Origin of the sequence: Vibrio sp. LaRot3, assembly GCF_027587025.1 — a bacterium.
Classification (GTDB): domain Bacteria; phylum Pseudomonadota; class Gammaproteobacteria; order Enterobacterales; family Vibrionaceae; genus Vibrio.
In genome coordinates this window covers 178161-198678 of sequence record NZ_JAPPTI010000004.1, presented here as the reverse complement: position 1 = coordinate 198678, position 20518 = coordinate 178161, and the positions used below count along the sequence as shown (strand labels likewise).

Sequence of the window (20518 nt, the reverse complement as noted above, 5' to 3'; positions counted from 1 at the left end):
CATTTTCAATGATTAACCGGGATGTTAACAATGTTAGCGACCGATAACTGTGAAACTTGATAGAAGAATCATTAATTATTGAGGAGAAATATCTATATGTGCACTAGGTTCAGCCGCCATGTAATGTGAAACGGCTGAACGATAGAAGGATGAGTTGTTAGTCGTTTGTTTCTTTTTGAGGGCGTAAATAGTGATGCCAGCTTTGGCTAATCGCAGGATATTGAAATTCACAGAATTCTTTTCGCTCACTTAGATAGTCATTCTCGACTTCATCGAGTAAGCCTGCATGTTTGTCGGGGTCACTGCCGTACACCAAACACAAAGTAGAGAAGTAACGCTGAAGGTCGAAACTGTGCTCGTCGATGTACTCGCCAAAATCGTAATAGTCGGGTCTGTCGTCTGACTCAAAGGCAAACATATCCGCAGCGCTGATCGCGGCATCATCACCATCTTCCACATATTCAATCATCATCACGACGGCAAAATTATCCACTGCATCCTCTTCTTTGCCGAGAATCGGGATATTTTGATCTTCAATATAAGCGTGGCCGGCTTCGTGCAAAAGAGTGTGTAGAATGGTATCTATCGCGCCAGCTTCCGCGGACTTACCAAATTTCTTTTCATAATCATTGGCTTTGAAGTAGTTCAGAGCCTGCTGGTAAAAATTATAGGGCATATGAACCACGTGCGTTTCAGGATCATACAAAGGACCATCTTCGCCACCATATTGAATGGTTAATGCTTTCTCAAATGGAAAATGTTGGTTTGATAGCTCGACCAGTAGTGGGTTTACGCCGCTTTGTTTGAGTGCCGTCATTGCGGCTTTTTGCTGGGCGTTTTCACCGGTCGCGTATTTAATGATGACGCTGTCTGTATTAGCCATGGCAGACAATGAAAGAGTCATTAAACCGCCGAGAAGTAATGGTTTTATAGGCATAGTATTTCCTTATGGCGCAAGTTGGCTTGACTCTATCAGAGTAGCGGAATTATACGCTAGTAAGGAAAGTGCTTTTTGTTATAGGGCGACAACATTGGCTATGCTATACTCCGCGCCCACAGCAAATTAAGAGTTGATTATCATGAGCATCAAAAAAGAAATTCAGCAGCTAAATAACCGTTTAGATACTTGTCGCCGTAAGTTGGATGCCGCCAAATCTCGTGGTGATCAAGAGATGATTACTAAGTTCACTGATGAAATCGACAAAATCACTAAGAAGGTTTCTCAGTTCAAGCACAAACAAAGCTACGAACTGAATAAAGAACGTAAAAGTTTGCTAGATATGCCGTTTTCTCGCGAAATTACTAAAGCAGAGCAAGCGGACATGGGTAAGCTTAAGAAATCAGTGAAAGGTCTGGTTGTGGTTCACCCAATGACGAAAATTGGTAAAGAGCTGCGTTTAGACGTGATGACAGGTTTTGCGCCGAAGAAGTTCTAACTAGGTACTCTAGTTACGGATTTAAAGCCATGAATATGAAAATCCCCGCCAGAGTGCGGGGATTTTTGTTTTTGCGCAATAAACAAACGTTTAAGCGTCTTTGTCTGTTTTGCTTGAAGCCCATGCGTACATTAGCTCAAGTGCCACTGTCGCGCCTGCCAAAGCAGTCATGTCACTATGATCGTATGGCGGTGAAACCTCTACCACGTCCATGCCTACGATGTTCATGCCAGCAAAGCCACGTAGGACTTTCAGTACTTTATCTGAGTTCAAACCGCCACATACTGGCGTGCCTGTACCCGGTGCAAAAGCCGGATCAAGACAGTCGATGTCAAACGTCACGTAGACAGGCTTATCACCGACAGTTGCACGGACTTGCGCAACGATTTCATCGGCGGTTAAATCATTAGCTTGCATCGCGTTAATGACATTGAAGCCATGATTTTGTTGTTCATACTCAGTGCGAATACCGATCTGCACTGAGTGTTTTGGCGAAATTAGACCTTCGTTTGGCGCATGGTAGAACATGGTACCGTGGTCGTAAGCACTGCCGTTAGCATAGGTATCGGTATGGGCATCAAAATGAACCAGCGCCATCTCACCGTAATGCTTAGCGTATGCACGCAAAATAGGTAGAGTGATAAAGTGATCACCCCCTAGTGCAAACATGGTTTTGCCGTTTTTCAGAATCTCGCCGGTCGCTTTTTCTAAGCGGTAGGTGAAGTCTTCTGCGTCGCCGCAATCAAACACTAAGTCACCTGCATCGATCATCTTCACGCGATCGAATAGGTTGAAGTCCCAAGGGAATTTTTTACCTTCCCATGCTAGGTTTACCGACGCGCGACGAATCGCATCAGGGCCCATACGAGCACCCGGACGACCAGATGTTGCCATATCTAGCGGTACACCGAGTACCACCAAATCAGCATCGCTGCCGATTGGGTTGCGTAGATACGGTTGGCGCATAAAACTCATTGAGTTTGAATACAGTGAATAATCAGTTTTATCAAACAAATCATTCATTTAGAAATCCTCTAAATAGGTGTAGCCGCAAAGACCTTGTTCAAGTTCTTGAAGCACTTGTTGTTGTTCTTGTTGGTCAACACGTAGGTTAACCAGTTCGCGGTAGTTATCGCGAATCTTGTCTACATCGATGTGCACGTAGCGCATCATGTCTTCTACTGAGTCACCTTGGTCAATTCGCTCAATAATGGCTTCACCTTGCTCGTTGACTGACACAACCGCGCTATGAGTATCACCAAATAAGTTGTGCATATCGCCCAAGATTTCTTGGTATGCACCGACTAAGAAGAAGCCCATTAGGTATGGCTTATCTTTGTTCCATGCAGGCACCGGTAATGTCGTTTCAATACCTTGGCCTTCAACGTACTGCTCTACCGCGCCGTCTGAGTCACACGTAATGTCGAGCATCACTGCGCGGCGATCTTCGAGTTCATCTAAACCGGATAACGGAAGTACAGGGAATACCTGATCAATGCCCCACGCATCTGGTAAAGATTGGAACAACGAGAAGTTAACAAAGAACTTGTCAGCCAAGCGCTCATTCAATTCATCAAGAATTGGGCGGTGGAAACGGTTCTTCGTGCTCATTGCACGGCTCAGTTCAAAGTAAATACGCAGCGATAGTTGCTCGGCCCACGCACGTTGCTGTAGGTTCAGCACGCCAGTTGCAAACTGTGAGTGCACTTCCGCTAAATCACTTTGGGTATCGTTGTAAATCTCAATCAATGCACGTGCATCGCTGCCATCTTGCAGGGTTTGCCAGTTACGCCACATGTTTTGCAGAAGCGTTGGTGCATCAACTTCAAGTTCGTTCACTTCTTCTGGATGATACGCTTCTGTACCGATCACGTTGGTGATCAACACCGCATGATGAGCCGTTAACGAGCGACCAGATTCAGAAATGATGACTGGCATCGGCTGACCGTACGCTTGGCAAACGTCACCAACGGTTGAAACGATGTTACGGGCGTATTCAATCAAGCCGTAGTTCATCGAGTTTGATGATTGGCTGCGCGTACCATCGTAGTCCACTGCTAGACCACCACCGATATCGAAGAAATCGATTTTTGCACCCATCTCACGCAGCTCGCAGTAGAAACGAGCAGACTCGTTCACACCATTACGAATGTCACGGATGTTGGCCATTTGCGAACCAAGGTGGAAGTGCACCAATTGCATCGCATCAAGCTGATCTTCTTGTTTTAGACGCTCAATGACTGTGAGTACTTGAGAGGCGGACAAACCAAATTTAGACTTTTCACCACCGCTTGCTTGCCACTTACCTGCACCTTGTGATGCAAGGCGAATGCGCAAGCCTAAGCGTGGTTTCACACCTAAACTTTTCGCTTCTTTTAGTACCAAATCAAGTTCAGACAGTTTCTCTAAAACGATGAATACTTTGTGGCCTAATTTTTCCCCGATTAGCGCAAGGCGAACGTATTCACGGTCTTTGTAGCCGTTACACACAATCACAGAGCTGGCTTTTTGCGCTAGGGCTAATACCGCAAGAAGTTCAGGCTTACTGCCGGCCTCAAGGCCGAGCTGCTTGGTCTCTAAACTTGCTTGGCTAGCTAAGATCTCATCAACAACTTCTTTCTGCTGGTTTACTTTGATTGGGTAAACCAACAGGTAATTATTCGGGTATTGGTATTCTTCAATCGCTTGGTTAAAGGCTTGGCAAATACCGTGCACACGTTGGTGCAATATTTGTGGGAAACGTACTAGAACGGGCAGGTTTAACTGCTGTTTTTCTAGTTGAGACACAATATTGCTCAAAGGAATTTGGTGCGTTTTTTCGGTTGTTGGAGAAACGTAAACTTCGCCTTGGTTGTCGATACCGTAGAAGCCTTGGCTCCAGTAATGAACGTTGTAGTCAGCGCGAACGCGATCTAATTTGGTTGTTTTTTCCACATCTAATCTCACAAGATTGGCGAGAAAAACGTGAATCCGCCATTGGCCTGATTCACACCTAGCACGTGATGTAGTTTTTACGTGCCTAAATACATCATGATCATTTTAGCCTACGATTTTTGATCGCTTGATTTCCATTCATTTATATATGGGGTAACAGAGGCTAAGGGCGTTAGCTATTTGGCTTAATTTATTGTTTTATTTAAGTATTTATAGCTGGTGAGTATTTAGGGTGCTACTACGTGTTGGGCGCATTAACGGACAAAAACCAGTCAGTGTCTAACAAATAGTTTTTGTCGATTCGATAACCAATAGGTGGTCTAGTTTATGGGGGAGGAGATGGTTTAAATGGTTTTAAAAATCAATGAATTAGATGCCTAAAACTCACGGTTTATTTTTTGCAAACTTTGCACCAAACTCGCCTGTTCTTGGTCATCAATATGACGAGTTAGGTCACGAACCAAATCGAGGTGTAATTGGTGGTGATGTTGATGTAGCTCTAAGCCTTGATGGGTTAATTTTACAACGATCGCTCGGCGATCTTCAGGGTGCGCGCAGCGATCAATAAGCCCAGCTTTAACTAACTTATCGACTTGAACAGTCAGCGTGCCAGTAGTGATCGCGAGCTTTTCTGCTAGCTCTTTCATTCTTAGCACGCCGTGGTTACCTAATACTTCGATGGTGTGAATCTGCGCCAGTGAGTACCCCGTTTCTTTTACTACAGATTGTTCCCATGAGGACATCTTGTCGTAAAATTCAGTCAGTAATTGGTTGAGGTTCTCTAGCTCTTTCATCGTCGTTCGGCTGCAGTTCAATCGTTAGGTGGCTGATTTTATCAAACTTTGCCAGTAAATGTTGATAGTCAGTAAGGCTTTTATCGGATTGATTTTTTATCGAGATGATTGCAGCAAAGTGATCAGCGCTGATTTTCCAAATATGTACATCAGTTATCTGAGCGAAAGGGCGCAACTCTGCCTCTATTTGCTGTTGGTAGTCGTTGTTTATACTCGCATCTAGCAAGACGGGTGCAGTTTGTTGCAGCAAGCCCCATGTCCATTTACCAATGACTAATCCACCTACAATCCCCATCAATGCATCAAGCCAATGCCAGCCAAGGTATTTACCAACAAATAGCGCGACGATAGCGAGCACAGAGGTCAGCGTATCTGCTAATACGTGCATGTAAGCGGCTTTGAGATTGTGATCATGGTGGTGGTGTTCGCCGTGATGATGGCCATGGTGATCATGGTGGTGGTCATCGTGAAGGAGGAAAATACTCAGCACATTCACAGTCAGGCCCAAAATGGCGACCATGATGGCTTCATTGAACTGGATCGTCTCGGGGTTAAATAAGCGGTGGATGGATTCACCAAACATGGCTAGCGCGACAATGCCAAGTGCGATTGCACTGGTAAAGCCCCCTAATACGCTAACTTTGCCGGCACCAAATGAGTATTTACCACTTTGGGCGTGTTTCTTCGCATAGCGATAGGCAAAGAGCGTAATGCAAAAGGCAGCGGCGTGTGTGCCCATATGCCAGCCGTCGGCGAGTAACGCCATTGAGCCAAATAGGGTTCCTGCGATGATCTCGGCAAACATGGCTGATAACGTCAGTATCAATACATACCAAGTGCGACGCTCTCCCTTGTTATTGCGAGGCGTGAAATCATGGCTATGAGTGGAAGAAAATTCGCGTGTTGTCATAAATAAATGGTTTGACTATCAAAGTATTTGATTGTTAATTTAGTTTGATGGTCAAACTATGTCAACCGAATAGGTAGAATTATTAACTGGCAAAGAAACACTAGAAAAACAAAAGCCCCAACCATGAGGAAGGGGCTTTGAGTGTGAATGACCTAGCTGTGGAGAGTAGGCGTTTCAGAAATTGGGCTGTTTAGTCTTCTTCAACCAAACTTACATCTTCTGAGTAATCATCTGATGTTTCTGGTTTGTTACGACCATTCAAGGTATGAAAGCGTTTGCGGCCACGCGCTAGCTGAACATATTTCAGCCATGTACGTTCAAGTTTGGTTTTTGCTTTGCCTGGGTTTTCAATAACTTTAACGAAGTGCTTTTCTTCCGAGTTAGTTGGAGAAAGTTCACCAGTCTCAAGGCCAAGCATTGTGTCGCCGTAAAGTGTTAGGAGTTCTTCTTCGGCAAGTGTAAAGTCACCCGATTTAGCAAAGCCACGTGGAAACTTAGTGTTGTCGTAGAAACGTTTTTTGCCATGACGAAATTCGGTGTCAGACATTTTCATAAACCTCAAATGGTATAGTGATGGATTACAACCTATGCTCTCACGCTTTCTGCACCTGCTTGAACGGTAGCATTGGTATAAGGCGAAAATTAGGCGTAAAGTTAGCAAAAGAAAAACAAAACATTTTTGTCTTTACTATTAGTGCTTTTTGTTACGTTTAGATAACAGTTTCGACTTTCTCTCTTTCGTAATAATTGCTTTGTTTGCTAATTTAGGGCAGCAATTTCCTGAGGATCAAAAATGGACGTAAAAGTCTTTAAAACATTTTTAGAGCTGGCTAACGTGCGCCACTTTGGCCGCGCAGCAGAGAACCTTTACATAACCCAAGCGGCGGTGAGTGCCCGTATTAAACAGCTAGAAAGCTACTTTGATACTCAGCTATTTATTCGTGATCGTAATAACATTAAGTTAACGTCTTCTGGCGAGCGGTTAGTCAGCTATGCCGAAGTGATGGTCACGACTCTTCAACAAGCCAAACTGGAGCTATCCCTAGAGAGTGGTAAAGCCCTGCAACTGACGATGGGCGGCACACCAAATGTGTGGGATGCTTACTTGCAAAACTGTTTGAGCATGACGACCGATGCCTTTGGCGGTTATGGTTTCATGGCAGAGGTGATGGGGCGTGAAGCCTTAGTGCGTAGCTTACAAGAGCGCACGTTAGATATGGCATTCGCGTTTGACCAAATCAAAGCCGACGAGCTTAACTGCAAAAAAGTTGCAGATGTCGTGTTGTTGATGGTCTCAACTGAGGCAAGTAACTTAGAAACCGTATTTGAAGATAAGTATGTTTATGTGGATTGGGGAACGAAATTTGCCTCTGAACATGCAGATCGCCATGCGAAAGTGCCTGCACCATACCTACGCACATCTACTGCACGTATCGCGTTAGACTTTATTCTCGAAAAAGGCGGTAGTGCATACTTACCGGCTTCTTTGGTTGAACCATTCCTTGCAAGCGGTCAGCTGCATAAAGTGGAAGGGGTTGAAGACTGGATTCGCCCTATTTACTTAAGCTACCGTAAAGCAAGCAGTTCTGTTGATGCCATTAAACAAGTAGAAGAGTTGGTGAAAGGCATTGATCCCGTTACTGCGTACAGTTTGCAGCAAGCGGCTGATTTACCGATGGATGAGTAATCATTCCCTTAGTCAAACAGAAAAACGATGAAATAGAAAACCTCGGCCATGTGCCGAGGTTTTTCTTTATAGAGCTTACGGTCATTGGATAGCGATTTTTCTGTTGGGATAGAGTGCTATCTGATTCCTCGTCAAGCCAGTGCAACTTGAATGACGAGCATGATGGCACCAAAACCTAGTGTAAACACCACCATCGGCCAGACGAACTTAAGCCACTTGTTGTAGGACATTCCTAGCATTTGCAAAGTCGCTAATACAAGACCCGTTGGGGTTAAGTAGAGCATTGCGTATTGCCCCCAGTTGTAGGCAGAGACCACGATTTCACGGGGAATACCCACCGTATCCGCCAACGGCGCCATGATTGGCATAGAGAGCACGGCTAAGCCCGATGAGGATGGAACGATAAATCCAAGTAGCGCGAATACAAACATCTGCGCAACGATAAATACGCCGCCTTCCATTCCGGAGACAAAGTTGGACGCGGCAAACAAAATCGTATCGGAGATCATGCCTTGCTCAAGCACCAAGTTTACTCCGCGAGCAAGCCCGATAATCAAAGAGACTCCGACTAATTCAGAAGCGCCTTTTGTGAATGACTCTACTAACGTTTTTTCTGGTAGCCCTGAAATCACCATAATCACGATAGTAATAGCCAAGAAAGAGGCTGCCATGGTCGGAAACCACCATCCACCTACTGATACGCCCCAAATCATGAGCGGAAACGCGAGGGTAAATAGCGTAAGAATGAGCTTACGTCGCGTGGTAAAAGGAAGCTCATGATTCATGTCTACGTCTTTCAAATAGCGCGCTTCAAATTCTTCATGATCTGCGTAGGTGTAGGAGAAGCTAGGGTCGGCTTTAACTTTATTGCAATACCAATACATATAGCTACTAAGAGCAATGAAGCCGACAATCAAGCCAAATACTCGGAACTCAATACCCTCAGTAAATGGGATGCCTGCGGCATTGGAGGCAATAACAACAGAGAAGGGGTTAATAGTCGAAAATGTAGAGCCCATGGACCCCGCCATGAAAATCGCCCCGACACAAACTATCGAGTCATAGCCTAAGGAGAGGAATATTGGTACTAAGATAGGGTAAAACGCCACCGCTTCTTCTTCTAATCCGCAGCTGGTGCCACCCAGTGCCATGACCAAGCAGACTGAAAAGACAAGGCTAAATTCCCGCCCCTTACTTTTCTTAGATAATGCGATTAGCCCTGAGTTAAATGAACCGGTTGCGTTGACTACGCCTATCATCCCGCCAAGTACAAGTATGAACACAATCACATCAGCACCTTCAATAGTGCCTTCGACCATGCTCTTGGTGACATCAATAATGCCTTTGTGTACGGGTTCTACGCGTTCGTAAGTGCCGGGAACTGCAATCGGTTTACGAATAATGCCATTCGTAAATTGATCAATTTTTATATTGACCCCAAGTTTATCTAGCTCTTGTTGGTTGGCTGCTACGGCTGTAATGTCTCCGGAGGGTGTGGCAACCGATAGCATGCCAGAGTCTGCATTGTAAGTGAGTTTTGAATAGACCCCGGCTGGGATCATCCAAGTACAGGCCACCGCAAGCACTGTGATGATAAATAGGATCGTGAAAGCGCTGGGGAAGGTTTTAAATCTTAGGCGCGGGAGTGCTACGCTTGTCATAACTGTCTCTCCTTGTCGTTACATAGGTGTCTCTCAACCTAGGCATATCTGCTGCTGACCAAACCCTTCTTTACTCTTGGTAGATTCGCCATCTTGGATTAATTCGAATGAACTTCACGTTAGCTATATTGGGGTCGTACAGTAAGGCCAATTCAGATAGATTTTTTATAACAAATAAACTGTCGATGTAATTTATGGTGCAATATTGGTATTGTTTGGTTTTTAATTTAATAAACTAGAATGTGATTATTTTTTACTGCAATGGGATTTAGGCGGTTATTCTCCTCGGAATTATTTTCAATACGCTATAATTAATAACATACGCCTACTTAATTTTATGAATCCCGACATGATTCACAAAATGATTTTTACTATACTTATAGGTATTACTATCATTGTAAGTTCTTGTATTTAAGTGTTAATTGGTCTTTTCGTATTTGGAATGTATGAATGCAAAATTAAAAGTTTGATATGGTTGGATAAGTATTTTGGATATCCGAGGTTATATGGATATTATTTTGCAGAAGTGTGTAGTGGGGGGTTAATAAATAGTGGTAAACCGAGAAGAGTAATAAAGGTTTATAGGCAATGAAATTGAAAGATAACTAAATAACTTTGGTGCGCGTTCGTTAATGTATTAATGTCGGACTATAAGCTTAACAAGACAGCAAAGAGATGCTATTCGCTTGAGTCATAAAACACATCGACAAATTCACTTAATTACGAGCTTGTCTGTTCTGATTCTTCTTTCTCTTTTTCGGCCAATTGTTTTAGTTTCTTATCTTGATCAAAATGCCACTTGATAGCGTAGTATCCGGCGATAGCCAGAGCGATGACTTTAATTGCCATAGCAACATAAGGGAAAAAATCTGTCCAGTGAGTCATCGTTAATCTCCATACTACTGTTAGTGGTTATGGATATAGGCTAGTTTTGCTGTGAAACCTTAAGTAATAGCAATGACCTATACCGACGCCATCACAACGTATCCAGTTTGCGATAGTTGGCGTTTTGTAAACATTTTGTTTCTTAATGTGGCGCGAATATATTGTGTGAGAGAATGATTGTCAATCTCAAGTACTAGTCCTAGATCTCAGTTTGAGCATCACCGTGCGATAGTGTGGGACAGCGTTAGTTGTAAATTTTCTTGACACCACATGACTGCTGGAAGTAAATTGCAGACCGTCTGGTCGGTTTGAGTGAAATTAGTTTATGAGTAAAAGGCAAAAAGTCGTTGAAGTTGCGACTCGGCTGTTTTCTGAAAATGGTTTTGAAAATACGCCAGTGTCGATGATATGCGAACAAGCAGAAGTGTCGAAAGGTGCGGTATTTCATCACTTTAAAAACAAAAACGATATCTTAAGAGAAGTGTTTGTTTATATTACTGCCGCGATTGAAGAAGCAGATAAAAGTGATGAGCATATTATTGATACTGATAACCGACTTGAAGCGATGATCGACTCGATTTTCGATGGTATGACAGTGGCAGAGCATCGGAAAATGTACCAGTTTAACTTCAGCGTTATGGTTCATCCGACAACTCGGGCTATTGTTAGCGACTTAATTGAAGAAAGATACCAAGCTTTACAAGCCTCTACGGAAGAGGTGTTTCGTTCGCTTTGTTACCCAAACCCAGCAGTAGTGACTAAGATGTTCATTGCTGAGATTGATGGTATTGCTATGAATTACCTACTTAATGATGATTTTCCGATAGAAGACGTTAAGCAAGAATTCATTAATAAATACGTTAAATAGTTTTTAAATCACGCTCAAAAGTGCGTGATTTTTTAGAGAACAGCAACAAACCGACCGGTTGGTTTGTTGCTTGCCAATGAGGAAAGAAAATGATCACCCCATATGAAATACAATTTAAAGCATTCGCCAATGCTGGTGGACTTTATGATGAAAGGCATGCCAAGCTCTATGCTGAATTTGCAGAAGACCTAATTGCCGATGGAAGTTACTCGATCGTTTATGAGGGGGTTGCTCACGCATGTTATACGCCGATCACGATAGATGAAGCACCGCATTTGAAATGTTATGTCCTTGCCCCACTTGCGGTATTGCCTGAATACCAAGGTCAAGGTTATGCGACAAGGCTTATGGAACAAGCAGAACGAGAGTTAGATGCAGACGTGATTTTTGTGATGGGCGAGCCTTTCCATTATGGTAATCGCTACAACACTCCACACAATGTGTTACCACCTGTGGTGACCCAGGCTCCATTAGAGTGTTGGTTTGCTAGAGAACTGACCGAGGGAGCAATGAGTGAGGTTGGCCATTCAACTTCAAGCATTACTGGGCCGTACTCCACTCCGCTGATGTGGGGGCACCCGAGCGAGCAGGTCTAGGCGTAATAAAAGGAGCTAAGTTTAGCTCCTTTAATGATTTGGATAGGTCAAGAGTGATTAAGCCCTGATTTTCTCGCATCGAATGAAAATGAAGTTTGGATTGTTCTTGAGGTGTTGATAGGTCGATTCAGATTGCTGCTTGGCACTTTCATCGACTTGCCCTTCATTTAATGCAGAGACCACTAATCCCGCTTCAGAAATAGCGCTCGTTATCTCGGTTAGTGAACGGCGATAGAAACCGACTTTAACGGGTTCTCCGACTGTGTTCCATTCTTCTTCAATAAATTCGCGACTAAAATAGTTGCCAGATGGCGAACACTCAAAATCCGCAAATGGATGATGAGTAGAAAACACCATATAGCCTCCGGGTTTCAACACTCGATGAACAGAAGCAAAAACAGGGGTTAGATCTTCGATGTAGTGCAAAACCAAAGGGCAGACGATTACATCGGCGCTGTTGTCTTGCTCTGCGGTTAGCCCTTTAGCTATATCTTGGGTATAGGCATGAACCTTTGAGCCAAAGCGCTGTTTCACCAATGCGACCATCTCGTTAGAAACGTCTACACAAGTGAGTTTGTTTACCGACTGCTCTATAAGCCACTGGGCGTACTCGCCCGGCCCGCAGCCCATATCAATAACGTCTTTACCTGCTATGTTATCAAGTAAAGCAATAGTGGAAGGGCGCTCTAATAGGGCGTTGTATATGTTGTTCTTTACCACTTCCGCATACTTAATGGCATGTTTCGTATACATTTCAGACATTGAATTCACCTGACAATTGGAAATACAGTTTGCTTATAGGGCGAAGTTCGATTTTATCTCGCTTTGCGATTTTTACATATACAAATCCAGCATTGACGACCATATCAAAATACACGCAATGTGCGTTAGGTTTTGGTTAACCTTGAAGTGGGGTATATCGATTCTTCCAAATAGGGCTAAGGCGTTTTACCACACGTATGAACTTCAAAAAGGATGCGAATGACTTTGCTTATTTAGTGAAAAGATGAGTGGTTTGGATGGATAACGTTAAGGCTTGTCAGCAAATTGGGAGTGAAAGCGTTCAATCAGAAAATCTATAAATAGGCGAAGTCGTTTCGGTTGGTATTGCCTGCTGAGGTAAATGACGTTTAGGTCAGCACCAACAGATGATGTAGAGGCATTAAAGTTTTTCATATAGCCATTAAGCAGGGTGACCAGTCGTTGTTGTTTGATGTCCTCTTGTACGTCAAGAATGGATTTTAATGCGATACCTGCTCCATCTAATGCCCATTGGCGAATGACCTCGCCATCATCTGAAAAACGCTTTGGTACAACAGTTATTACGTTGTGCTGGTCATTATCTTGGAAATGCCATGTTTTGAGTTCTTCGTTGCTTCGTACCATTGCTAAGCAATCATGCGCAGCTAAATCTTGAGGTTGTATCGGTGTGCCTTTTCTAGCTAGGTATTGTGGGGAAGCACATAATACCCGTCGGCTTGAGGCAAGCTTACGAGAGATGAGGTTGCTGTCAGCCAGCTCCCCGTAACGGATGACAATATCGAGCCCTGATTCTGTCAAGTTGGATAGATTGTCATTGAGGTATAGATAAGGCACGACTTCTGGATATAACTGGCTGAATTCCGAGATTATCGGTGATAGGTATTGCTTACCAATATCCCTTGGTGCCGATATTTTTAAGCTTCCTCGGACTTCTTTTGTCCCTGTTTGGAGGAGGTTTTCGGTTGCTTTCACACTGTCGATGATTTCTAAACAAGCTTGATGATACATTGCGCCAGAATCGGTCAATGAGATATGTCTTGTGCTGCGATTGAGAAGTTTTACACCGTAACGCTCTTCTAATGCTTGCAGACGGGCTGTGACTGTCGCTGGCGATAAGCCTAGCTCTCTACCAGCAGCTGCTAATCCTTGGTTTTTTACAATACTGGCAAACAAAGTCATATCAGAAAACTTGTCCATGTTTATCTCTCTTTATTGTTCGACTCAGGTGAATAATCAATTTAAATATTACTCAATTATCAAAATTAAACCAATGAATATACTGACTCCATCGAAACGAGATTGGAGATACAAGTTATGAAAGAAGAGAAAACGGTCTATGTTGTGCTTGGCGGTACTTCAGGAATTGGTGCGGAAATAGGGAAACAATTAGAGAGTAAAAATAGTGTAGTGCATGTCGCTAGTCGTAAGACGGGGTTAGATATCAGTGATGAACAATCGGTGTATCACTATTTCGAAACTATTGGAGCCTTTGACCATCTTATTGTGACTGCGGGGTCTTATGCGCCATCGGGCAAAGTGGTTGATGTCATTGTTGACCAAGCAAAATACGCTTTCGATACCAAGTTTTGGGGCGCAATTAATGCGGTGAAGCATGGCGCTCGCTATATCAAGCAAGGTGGGTCGATCACTCTGACATCAGGCATGCTATCGCGAAAAGTGGTGGCTAATACCTATGTAAAAACGGCGATCAATGCAGCTATAGAAGCGACCACCAAGGTTCTGGCAAAAGAACTGGCTCCTATTCGCGTCAACGTCGTTAGTCCAGGAGTAACAAGAACGCAAGCTTATCAAGCTATGAAAGTAGACGATAGAAACGCCATGTATGAACGAGTTCAAGGTAGTTTGCCTGTAGGCAAAGTGGGGCAACCAAGTGATGTTGCCAAAGCATATTTACTTCTGATTGATAACTCGTACATGACCGGAGCTGTCATTGATGTCGAGGGTGGTGCGTTACTTGGTTAATGCTCATTAGAAATAGGGTGCGATGGCATTTAAAACGCTTGCTACCCATGGCTTCAAACGAAATAAACAAGAGATTCTTCCCCATGAATAAAGAAAAAATGCCATTACAGGTATGGATCCTAACACTCGCCGCTTTTGCTATCGGAACCGCTGAATTTGTAATCGCAGGGATTCTTCCTCAGGTGGCCAATTCGCTCGCTATTACTGAGGGGCAAGCCGGTTACTTGATTAGTGCTTACGCACTTGCGATTGTGTTCGGTGGGCCGCTGTTGACGATCTATCTAGCTCGGTTTAATAAAAAAGCGGTTTTGGCTGGGTTAATGGTGCTGTTCATTGCTGGTAATGTATTGTCTGCTTTTGCACCCAATTACTTAGTGTTAATGGTTAGTCGAGTTGTAACTGGCTTAGTACAAGGGCCGTTTTATGGCATTGGTGCAGTAGTGGCGACCAATTTGGTGTCGGAAAAAATGGCAGGTCGAGCGGTAGGGCAAATGTTTGCTGGCCTAACGTTGGCTAATGTTTTAGGTGTGCCGGGCGGCACTTGGATTGGCTTGCAGTTTGGCTGGCATTCCACGTTTTTGACCGTTGCAGCATTTGGTTTAGTGGCGCTGTTTTTCATCACATCGGTGATTAAATCAACAGGTCACGGCGAAGCGAAAGATGTTAAAGCGCAGTTGGCGGCATTTAAAAATCCGATGCTAATAGTCAGCCTTGCTATCACCGTATTTGCTTGGTCGGGATTCATGACTTTATACGGTTATATTGCACCTATCGCGATGCACATAACAGGGTTTGCTGAGAGTGCAGTGACTTGGATTCTGGTTATTGTTGGTATCGGTCTGATTGTGGGTAATACAATGGGCGGTCGTTCGTCAGATAAGAACTTACAAAAAGCTTCGATGTTTTGGGCAATGGCAATGATCGTTTCGCTATTGCTGGTTGGTTTGGCAATCGAAAGTAAGCTGATGTTTGTGGTAACGGCTTTTGTCTTTGGCATTGCTTCTTTTGCTAATGTGCCAGCAATGCAGCTTCGAGTTATGAAGCATGGCGGTGAGGGACAAGAGTTGGCTGCAACGGCGAATATTTCAGCCTTTAACTTAGCGAATGCGTTTGGCGGTTTCCTCGGCGGTATAGTGATTGATAGTCATTTAGGGGCTGGTATGATTCCTTTCGCGGCGATTGTGGTACCAATGATCGGGTTGTTGATGATTGCGAAGGTCAATGCGAAGGAAGTGAAACAAGCGGCAGTAATAGAAAGCCAATAATTGGTAGTAGTCTATTAGACAAAAAGCTTGATAAAGAAAGGACAAAAAACCTCGGTGGTCAAACCGAGGTTTTTTATTAGGCAGTGAATTTGAGTTTTAAATCAGAGCAGACAGCTGAGATAACGCCTTTTCGCGGCTGCTTTGGGCTGATTCATCACCCATGCTTAGAGCTTCTGCATAAACAAACTCAACATCAGTTAGGCCAATAAAACCAAGCATAGTGGTTAGGTAGCCTTTAATGGAGTCACGATCGCTGTCTTTATGCATGCCGCCACGGGTTGTGACCACGATAACTTTCTTATTTTCAATCAGGCCTTTCGGGCCTTGCTCTGTGTAAGTAAAGGTTACGCCTGCTCGTGCAATAATATCGAACCAGTTTTTCAACTGAGTCGGTACCATGAAGTTGTACATAGGTGCTGCAATGACGATTTGATCCGCGGCTTTTAATTCTTCAATCAGGTTATTGGATAGTTCAAGAATCTCGAGTAGTTCAGGTGACAAATCATCAGCAGAGCCGCGTAGCGCGGTCGCTACTTTTGCATCTAGTACTGGAATTGGGTTCTCAGCGAGATCTCGTTCGATAATATTGTTTTTGCCTTCTAGGGCTGCGTCAATCAGTTGGTTTGATTGCGAATATTCGCTCAGAATGCTCGATTTAAGTACAAGAGTTGAAGTCATAATGGCGCTCCGTCAGAGTTATTTCGTTATGTTAGGCGCAGTTTACTGACAGGATGGCAGAGAGATAATCTGGCAATTTGGATGGTAATGTTCAAAATTTTCGAATAAGAAAAATCCCGCTAATGTTTAGTCATACCATTAGCGGGGAGTGGAAAGGGGTTAGTGTGCTACTTTTTCGCGCAACATACGCTGTATAGGGACGGAATAACCAACAACACGACAGGTAACGAAAACAGTAAACCGTAACCCAGTGTAAGAGACATTGGCCCCATGTAAACATCAGTGCCTCCAATGCCGTATGCTAATGGAAGAAGCCCGACAACGGTTGTGATTGATGTCAACAGTATTGGTCGCAATCGACTCGCACTGGCGTCAATAACGGCTTGAGTGATTTCTAGGCCAGAGTCTATTAGCTCGTTGATTCGGTTGATCAGCACCAATGCATTGTTGACTACGACGCCAGTCATACCCAAGACTCCAATCAATGCAAACAGCGATACCGGCTGCATGTGGACGAATAACGCCATGAGTGCAGCAACCGCAGCAAATGGGATCACCGCCATGATCATTAGAGGCTGCAGTAAAGAGCTAAACATTAACGCCAACACGAAGTAGATCCCGATCATTGCTGCTGGGAAGGCAACAAAGAAGCCCGACAACGTTTCATTGGTATTTTCAGCTTCGCCACCAATATCCAGTTTCACTTTTGTGCCAACTTTGCCGCTTAGTGCTTCTGTCAGTGCTTGGCTTAAATCCCCCGGTGAGAGGTTGTCATCTGTGATCTGGGCGCTGACCAACACTTGGCGATCGCCGTTGTAGTGGAGAATCTCGCGCGGCGCTTGGACTCGTTCAATTTTTGCTAATCGATTGAGAGGTACTTGCTCTCCCGTCGGTGTCGAAATTTTAGTGGTATTCAGTTTTGCGATATTGCGATGCTCTTGATTCAATATCACACGCAGGTCCACTTCTTCGTCACCAATCCAAGTTGAGGTAACGCTTTCCCCGTCAAATGCGATACGCAGTGTTGATGCAAGGTCTTGCACTGTAAGGTTATAGCGGCCTAACCAATCATATTGTGGAATGATTTGCAGCTGAGGATCTTTAAGGCTTTCGTTATGAGTGACTTTATCCAAACCGGCTTGCTGTTCCATCCATTCAATGGTGAGGTCTACCGCATGATTACGTTGCTCCGTATCATTACTGATCACGCGGATTTCCAGCGGTTCACCTGGTGGTGGGCCTCCGGCATCAACGGTAAACTTTACGAAGTCGATCAAATCTGATTGAGCCAACGTTTGGTTCAAACTGTCTGCGATTTGGTTAGCCGTGCGACTACGTTGTTCAAAGTTTGTTAGCGTAAGTAAGCCTGTGCTAGCAGGGCTTTGATAGGTCATGCTATAGGCAACCCGTTCATCGTCTGGTAATTGGCTAATCGCCTGCTCTAACTCAAGGTGCGCCGCACGAATTTTTTCGATAGGTGTACCGGGGGCAACTTCGGTATAAATCTCTACGTATTTGGCGGTTTCGGCCGGGAAGATATCCAACTTTAAGGTGGTGAGTAGTGCTGCGCTTCCACTTAACGCGAGCAGCGCGATAACTAAGACACTTTTCCGCCATGTTAAGCAGCGTTCTAGCAGGCGCTTATACGCTTGTATCAGTGGTTGGAAACGGTCTACTTTCACGTCTTGTTGGTTTCTCTTCTCCATTGAGTTGGCGAGGTGAGCCGGTAAGGTAAAGGTACATTCGGCGAGGGAGAAAAGCAGCGCAGCAATCACGGTAATCGGGATCACGATGATGGCTTTACCCATTGCTCCGGGAATGAAGAACATCGGGATAAACACCAACGCTGTGGTGGTTAAGCTGGCGATGATTGGTCGAATCACGTTATATACGCCATCAACAGCGGCTTGCAATGCAGGCTTTCCGGATTGTTTTTCTTGATAGATGCTTTCAGCAACGATCACTGAGTCATCCACAATGATACCAATGACTAACAATACTGCGGCTAGCGTGATGCTGTCTAAGTTCATTCCGAGCATTGGTAGCACCAGCATTACGCCGAGTACACAAAACGGAATAGAAACGGACACCCAAAACGCGATTTGGCGTTGTAAGATAAGGCTTAGAACTAGCAGTACCAGTATCAGTCCAACTCCACCATTGGTCGTCACGATTGAGAATTTAGCACTCATATCGTCTGCTAAGTTCAGCACGATAGGAAAACGATAATCCCCCTGTAAGCGTTCAGCTTCGTCAGCAAGTAGGTTTTTTACATTATCAATGGTGGCAATGATATCGGCACTGGCACTTTTTGAGATTGTAAATAGAACCGCCTGTTCACCGTTCACCAAGCCTATTTGCGTCGCTTTTTCGAAAGTATCGTGCACGTTAGCCACATCAGATAGGCGGATTAACTCACCCGTTGGTAGCGTTTTGATGATGGTACTTGCCAACTCTTCTGTTGAGGTGATTTGCGTCATTGTGACAATGCGTTCTTCACTGTTCCACGATTCAACTAAACCGCCAGAGAGTGATAGGTTGCGGGTATTGACCGCATTGGTAACTTCGGCAAAAGTGAGCTTGTACCGCGCAACTTTGGCAGGGTCGAGTTCTATCCAAAATTCGCGTTTGGAAAAACCAGACAGTGAAACTTTGCCCACGCCCGGTACATTGCGGATGCTTTTCTCTAGCTCTCGCGCATATTGTTGCTGTGCGGTGTTGCCGAGGTCAGTCACGACGCCAAAGGTTAACACTTCAAATGATGATGTGCTTTCCTGTTCCACAACCGGCGGGTTAGTAATGTCTTTAGGTAAGCCTTGAACTCGGTCTACCGCTTGCTGGATATCTCGGACGGTTTTGTCGAGGTCATAGCCTTCATCAAGCTCGATCAAAATCTGTGATTGACCATCATAAGAGTAAGAGGTGTATTTGGTTAGCCCTTGAACCGTCTTAAGCTCTTGCTCGATTTTATTGGTAATGTTGAGCTCGATATCTTGTGCGGAAGCGCCCGGATACTGAGTAGTGATAGTGACTTCTGCAAAGGCGACGTCAGGCAACTCTTGCAGTTTTAAAATGCTGGTGGCGCCTAGCCCGATAAGCACGACCATTAAGGTCAAAATACGGGCTAAAAAACTGCGCTGAGCAAAGTAGGATAAAAAGCCTTTCATTGCGTTCCCTTACTACTGACTAACTGACGACAGTTGTGTGGTGGCGTGAATCGACATCCCAGGCTTTAGGCTGTGATCTTGGTTATCGATGTCAATTTCTACGGGGTAGGCGAGTGAGTTTGCATCCGGTTCGACGCCAATACGGCTAATGTTGGCTGTGATACGCTGCGTCGGCGTGGATTCGCTCCATAGCTCAACCGTTTGGCCAACGGCAAGATCGGCGAGATCAAATTCACTCGCCAGTAGGCGCACGGTGAGAGTATCGATGTTGACGATTCGGTAAAGAGGGTCGCCTTGGTTTACCCATGTACCATTTTCAACATGGCGTTGGCTTACAAAACCACCCAGTAAGGTTTTAATGGTGGTTTGCTTCAAATCCTCACGGGAATTGGCGACATCGAGCTGAGCCAGCGAAAGGTTCGCTTTAGCGCTGGCGTAATCGGCAGCAGCAATGTCCAACTCATTTTGCGATAAGCTGTTCTTCTTTCTGAGCTCTTGATAGCGCTGGTAAACAGAGTGCTTAAGCTTCAAATCGGCTTGAGCAAGTGCGAGGTGCGCTTTCTTCTTGCTTAGTTCAAGTTTGAAATCGTCTGCCTTCACTGTGGCGAGCGTTTCTCCTTGATTCACGATTTGACCTACATCGAGGTCAGCATTTTGAATAACACCGCTTACTTCTGAAACGATATTGACGGGGTCATTGCTGATGGTTTTTCCTATCAAGTCCACTGCTAACAGAGATGGAGCGATAAAAATAGAACCGATAGATAGCGAGAGTAGTATTTTTTGCATGGTCAGCTCCTAACGTAATATCAGTAGTTTGAAAGGACCGATGTCGAGTTTTTGTCGAAGCGAACTCGACACTGAAGATATTTGTTCCATGATCAAATTTGAC

The 20518-nt window shown here is 44.5% G+C and carries 19 protein-coding genes; 6 read left to right on the top strand and 13 right to left on the bottom strand.

Features of this window, described 5'->3' with window-relative positions:
* Nucleotides 1–157 precede the first annotated feature (157 nt).
* The gene (locus OH461_RS11490) at nt 158–937 is read right to left on the bottom strand and encodes a DUF4344 domain-containing metallopeptidase (RefSeq protein WP_270020756.1); all 780 of its coding nucleotides are present in this window, start codon (nt 935–937) and stop codon (nt 158–160) included.
* A 142-nt stretch (nt 938–1079) separates the two neighbouring features.
* On the opposite strand from OH461_RS11490, the gene OH461_RS11485 reads away from it, so the two are divergent.
* Nucleotides 1080–1436, top strand: coding sequence for a YibL family ribosome-associated protein (locus OH461_RS11485; RefSeq protein ID WP_270020755.1), 357 nt, complete (start codon nt 1080–1082; stop codon nt 1434–1436).
* Between the two features lie 90 nt (nt 1437–1526).
* Here the strand turns inward: OH461_RS11485 and speB are convergent, their stop codons facing one another.
* The 5 genes from speB to OH461_RS11460 all read right to left on the bottom strand — a co-directional run bounded on the left by speB (nt 1527) and on the right by OH461_RS11460 (nt 6621).
* Nucleotides 1527–2459, bottom strand: coding sequence for an agmatinase (gene speB, locus OH461_RS11480; protein ID WP_270020754.1), 933 nt, complete (start codon nt 2457–2459; stop codon nt 1527–1529).
* Entirely contained in the window at nt 2460–4370 is a 1911-nt protein-coding gene (speA, locus tag OH461_RS11475) for an arginine decarboxylase (protein WP_270020753.1), read from the bottom strand.
* Between the two features lie 377 nt (nt 4371–4747).
* Nucleotides 4748–5164, bottom strand: coding sequence for a MarR family winged helix-turn-helix transcriptional regulator (locus OH461_RS11470; protein WP_270020752.1), 417 nt, complete (start codon nt 5162–5164; stop codon nt 4748–4750).
* Entirely contained in the window at nt 5127–6074 is a 948-nt protein-coding gene (gene dmeF / locus OH461_RS11465) for a CDF family Co(II)/Ni(II) efflux transporter DmeF (RefSeq protein ID WP_270020751.1), read from the bottom strand. The genes OH461_RS11470 and dmeF overlap by 38 nt, the downstream gene beginning before the upstream one ends.
* Before the next feature lie 190 nt (nt 6075–6264).
* A complete protein-coding gene (locus tag OH461_RS11460) occupies nt 6265–6621 on the bottom strand; it encodes a DUF413 domain-containing protein (RefSeq protein ID WP_260260455.1) in 357 nt (118 codons plus the stop codon).
* A gap of 246 nt (nt 6622–6867) precedes the next feature.
* Here OH461_RS11460 and OH461_RS11455 point away from each other — a divergent pair, with 246 nt between their 5' ends.
* Nucleotides 6868–7761, top strand: a complete 894-nt coding sequence (locus OH461_RS11455; RefSeq protein WP_270020750.1) for a LysR family transcriptional regulator — start codon at nt 6868–6870, stop codon at nt 7759–7761.
* A gap of 131 nt (nt 7762–7892) precedes the next feature.
* Here OH461_RS11455 and OH461_RS11450 read toward each other — a convergent pair whose 3' ends face one another.
* The gene (locus tag OH461_RS11450; RefSeq protein ID WP_270020749.1) at nt 7893–9422 is read right to left on the bottom strand and encodes a YfcC family protein; all 1530 of its coding nucleotides are present in this window, start codon (nt 9420–9422) and stop codon (nt 7893–7895) included.
* A 720-nt stretch (nt 9423–10142) separates the two neighbouring features.
* Complete coding sequence (locus OH461_RS11445; RefSeq protein WP_270020748.1) at nt 10143–10307, bottom strand: hypothetical protein; 165 nt, start codon at nt 10305–10307, stop codon at nt 10143–10145.
* Nucleotides 10308–10632: 325 nt separating this feature from the next.
* Between OH461_RS11445 and OH461_RS11440 the strand changes: the two genes are divergently transcribed.
* Nucleotides 10633–11175 carry a TetR/AcrR family transcriptional regulator gene (locus OH461_RS11440; RefSeq protein ID WP_270020747.1) on the top strand — a complete coding sequence of 181 codons (543 nt, stop codon included), beginning with the start codon at nt 10633–10635 and terminating at the stop codon, nt 11173–11175.
* 89 nt (nt 11176–11264) lie between these two features.
* Nucleotides 11265–11771: a GNAT family N-acetyltransferase gene (locus tag OH461_RS11435; RefSeq protein ID WP_270020746.1), complete on the top strand. Its 507-nt coding sequence runs from the start codon at nt 11265–11267 to the stop codon at nt 11769–11771.
* Between the two features lie 57 nt (nt 11772–11828).
* Here OH461_RS11435 and OH461_RS11430 read toward each other — a convergent pair whose 3' ends face one another.
* Nucleotides 11829–12533, bottom strand: a complete 705-nt coding sequence (locus tag OH461_RS11430; RefSeq protein ID WP_270020745.1) for a class I SAM-dependent DNA methyltransferase — start codon at nt 12531–12533, stop codon at nt 11829–11831.
* 267 nt (nt 12534–12800) lie between these two features.
* A complete protein-coding gene (locus OH461_RS11425; RefSeq protein ID WP_270020744.1) occupies nt 12801–13730 on the bottom strand; it encodes a LysR family transcriptional regulator in 930 nt (309 codons plus the stop codon).
* A gap of 117 nt (nt 13731–13847) precedes the next feature.
* On the opposite strand from OH461_RS11425, the gene OH461_RS11420 reads away from it, so the two are divergent.
* Nucleotides 13848–14516, top strand: coding sequence for an SDR family oxidoreductase (locus tag OH461_RS11420; protein ID WP_270020743.1), 669 nt, complete (start codon nt 13848–13850; stop codon nt 14514–14516).
* A gap of 83 nt (nt 14517–14599) precedes the next feature.
* Complete coding sequence (locus OH461_RS11415) at nt 14600–15781, top strand: MFS transporter (protein ID WP_270020742.1); 1182 nt, start codon at nt 14600–14602, stop codon at nt 15779–15781.
* A 96-nt stretch (nt 15782–15877) separates the two neighbouring features.
* Here the strand turns inward: OH461_RS11415 and OH461_RS11410 are convergent, their stop codons facing one another.
* The 3 genes from OH461_RS11410 to OH461_RS11400 all read right to left on the bottom strand — a co-directional run bounded on the left by OH461_RS11410 (nt 15878) and on the right by OH461_RS11400 (nt 20415).
* Entirely contained in the window at nt 15878–16459 is a 582-nt protein-coding gene (locus OH461_RS11410; RefSeq protein ID WP_270020741.1) for an FMN-dependent NADH-azoreductase, read from the bottom strand.
* A 167-nt stretch (nt 16460–16626) separates the two neighbouring features.
* The gene (locus OH461_RS11405) at nt 16627–19626 is read right to left on the bottom strand and encodes an efflux RND transporter permease subunit (RefSeq protein WP_270020740.1); all 3000 of its coding nucleotides are present in this window, start codon (nt 19624–19626) and stop codon (nt 16627–16629) included.
* A gap of 12 nt (nt 19627–19638) precedes the next feature.
* On the bottom strand, nt 19639–20415 hold the full coding sequence (locus tag OH461_RS11400; protein ID WP_270020739.1) for an efflux RND transporter periplasmic adaptor subunit: 777 nt from the start codon (nt 20413–20415) through the stop codon (nt 19639–19641).
* Nucleotides 20416–20518 lie beyond the last annotated feature (103 nt).

Excerpts from the sequence above, each read along its gene's own strand:
- OH461_RS11490 (WP_270020756.1), bottom strand. The coding sequence starts at position 937 with ATGCCTATAAAACCATTACTTCTCGGCGGTTTAATGACTCTTTCATTG.
- OH461_RS11485 (WP_270020755.1), top strand. The coding sequence starts at position 1,080 with ATGAGCATCAAAAAAGAAATTCAGCAGCTAAATAACCGTTTAGATACT.
- speB (WP_270020754.1), bottom strand. The coding sequence starts at position 2,459 with ATGAATGATTTGTTTGATAAAACTGATTATTCACTGTATTCAAACTCA.
- OH461_RS11470 (WP_270020752.1), bottom strand. The coding sequence starts at position 5,164 with ATGAAAGAGCTAGAGAACCTCAACCAATTACTGACTGAATTTTACGAC.
- dmeF (WP_270020751.1), bottom strand. The coding sequence starts at position 6,074 with ATGACAACACGCGAATTTTCTTCCACTCATAGCCATGATTTCACGCCT.
- OH461_RS11460 (WP_260260455.1), bottom strand. The coding sequence starts at position 6,621 with ATGTCTGACACCGAATTTCGTCATGGCAAAAAACGTTTCTACGACAAC.
- OH461_RS11455 (WP_270020750.1), top strand. The coding sequence starts at position 6,868 with ATGGACGTAAAAGTCTTTAAAACATTTTTAGAGCTGGCTAACGTGCGC.
- OH461_RS11450 (WP_270020749.1), bottom strand. The coding sequence starts at position 9,422 with ATGACAAGCGTAGCACTCCCGCGCCTAAGATTTAAAACCTTCCCCAGC.
- OH461_RS11445 (WP_270020748.1), bottom strand. The coding sequence starts at position 10,307 with ATGACTCACTGGACAGATTTTTTCCCTTATGTTGCTATGGCAATTAAA.
- OH461_RS11440 (WP_270020747.1), top strand. The coding sequence starts at position 10,633 with ATGAGTAAAAGGCAAAAAGTCGTTGAAGTTGCGACTCGGCTGTTTTCT.
- OH461_RS11435 (WP_270020746.1), top strand. The coding sequence starts at position 11,265 with ATGATCACCCCATATGAAATACAATTTAAAGCATTCGCCAATGCTGGT.
- OH461_RS11430 (WP_270020745.1), bottom strand. The coding sequence starts at position 12,533 with ATGTCTGAAATGTATACGAAACATGCCATTAAGTATGCGGAAGTGGTA.
- OH461_RS11425 (WP_270020744.1), bottom strand. The coding sequence starts at position 13,730 with ATGGACAAGTTTTCTGATATGACTTTGTTTGCCAGTATTGTAAAAAAC.
- OH461_RS11420 (WP_270020743.1), top strand. The coding sequence starts at position 13,848 with ATGAAAGAAGAGAAAACGGTCTATGTTGTGCTTGGCGGTACTTCAGGA.
- OH461_RS11415 (WP_270020742.1), top strand. The coding sequence starts at position 14,600 with ATGAATAAAGAAAAAATGCCATTACAGGTATGGATCCTAACACTCGCC.
- OH461_RS11410 (WP_270020741.1), bottom strand. The coding sequence starts at position 16,459 with ATGACTTCAACTCTTGTACTTAAATCGAGCATTCTGAGCGAATATTCG.
- OH461_RS11405 (WP_270020740.1), bottom strand. The coding sequence starts at position 19,626 with ATGAAAGGCTTTTTATCCTACTTTGCTCAGCGCAGTTTTTTAGCCCGT.
- OH461_RS11400 (WP_270020739.1), bottom strand. The coding sequence starts at position 20,415 with ATGCAAAAAATACTACTCTCGCTATCTATCGGTTCTATTTTTATCGCT.